General features: G+C 64.1%; 1 protein-coding gene and 1 pseudogene. Both read left to right on the top strand.

The window, feature by feature from the left end:
- Positions 1-165, top strand: a pseudogene (locus tag AC1D35_RS35875) (cytochrome c maturation protein CcmE); the annotation flags it as partial.
- A partial coding sequence (locus AC1D35_RS35870) for a heme lyase CcmF/NrfE family subunit (RefSeq protein ID WP_477942737.1) occupies positions 162-1769 on the top strand: 1608 nt, incomplete at its 3' end. The pseudogene AC1D35_RS35875 and the gene AC1D35_RS35870, both read left to right, overlap by 4 nt.

The following is a 1769-nucleotide window of genomic DNA, read 5'->3' as shown; positions in this document are numbered from 1 at the left end:
GCCAAGCATGACGAGACCTATATGCCCAAGGAAGTGGCCGACAGGCTGAAGGCTCAGGGCCTCTGGGAAGAGGGCAAGGGAGCCGTAGCACAGGGGCAGGAAGCCAAGGGTGAGGCCGCAAAGAGCCAGGAAGCCCAGGGGCAAGAGACAAGGGCGACACCATGATCATCGAGATCGGCCATTATGCGCTGGTTCTGGCGCTCGCAACCGCGATCGTCCTGTCGGTGGTGCCCGTCATCGGTGCAAGGCGTAGCGATCAGGCGATGATGGATGTGGCGCCCTTGGGCTCCCTCCTGCTCTTTGCCCTCGTGACCTTCTCCTTCGGTGTGCTCACCTATGCCCATGTCGTCTCCGACTTCTCGGTKCAGAACGTCTGGGAGAACTCGCATTCGCTGGTGCCGCTGATCTACAAATATTCCGGCGTCTGGGGCAATCACGAGGGATCGATGATGCTCTGGCTGTTGATCCTGGCRCTGTTCAGCGCCCTGGTCGCGATCTTCGGCCGCAATCTGCCSGATACGCTGAAGGCCAATGTTCTCKCCGTYCAGGCSTGGATCTCSGTCGCCTTCATCCTCTTCATCCTGTTGACCTCCAATCCCTTCACCCGCCTCGATCCGGCCCCTGCMGAGGGCAAGGACCTGAACCCGGTGCTGCAGGATATCGGCCTCGCCATCCATCCGCCGCTGCTCTACCTCGGTTATGTCGGCTTCTCGGTCTGTTTCTCCTTTGCKGTTGCCGCCCTCCTCGATGGCCGCATCGATGCCGCCTGGGCGCGCTGGGTGCGGCCCTGGACGCTGGCCGCCTGGACCTTTCTGACGCTCGGCATCGCCATGGGCTCCTACTGGGCCTATTACGAACTCGGCTGGGGCGGCTGGTGGTTCTGGGATCCGGTGGARAAYGCCTCCTTCATGCCCTGGCTTGCCGGCACCGCACTTCTGCACTCCGCYCTYGTCATGGAAAARCGCGAGGCCTTGAAGATCTGGACGGTGCTGCTYGCCATCCTCACCTTCTCGCTGTCGCTGATGGGCACCTTCCTGGTGCGCTCCGGTGTGCTGACCTCGGTGCATGCCTTTGCCAGCGACCCGAGCCGTGGCGTCTTCATCCTCTGCATCCTCTTGATCTTCATCGGCGGCGCGCTGGCGCTCTTTGCCTTCCGCGCGCCGCTTCTGTCGGCTGGCGGGCTGTTTGCGCCGATCTCGCGCGAGGGGGCACTCGTCGTCAACAACCTGATCCTGACGGTTGCCTGCGGCACGGTGCTGACGGGCACGCTCTATCCGCTGGTCCTGGAAACACTGACCGGCGATAAGATCTCCGTCGGCCCGCCCTTCTTCAACCTGACCTTCGGCCTGCTGATGGCGCCGCTTCTGGTCGTCGTGCCCTTCGGGCCGCTGCTGGCCTGGAAGCGCGGCGATCTGCTCGGTGCCCTGCAGCGGCTTTATGTCGTGGCCGCTCTCGCGCTCGTCGCAGCCCTCGTCTTCTTCTATATCCAGCATGGCGGCCCGGTCATGGCCGTGCTCGGCCTTGCCGCCGGCCTGTTCCTGATCCTGGGGGCTGCCGCCGACCTCTGGTATCGGGCCGGCATCGGCAAGGTGAAGGCGGATATCGCCTGGCGAAGGCTGTCGGGCCTGCCGCGCTCTGCCTTCGGCACGGCATTGGCCCATGCCGGGCTTGGTGTCACCGTGCTCGGCATCGTCGCCGTCACCACCTTCCAGACCGAGCATGTGGTCGAGATGAAGCAGGGCCAGTCGACGGATGCCGGCGGTTACAGC

The organism is Rhizobium sp. P1_E6, assembly GCF_056405875.1.
The sequence above is the reverse complement of the archived record's forward strand: the minus strand, read 5'-3'. Positions and strand labels throughout refer to the sequence as shown.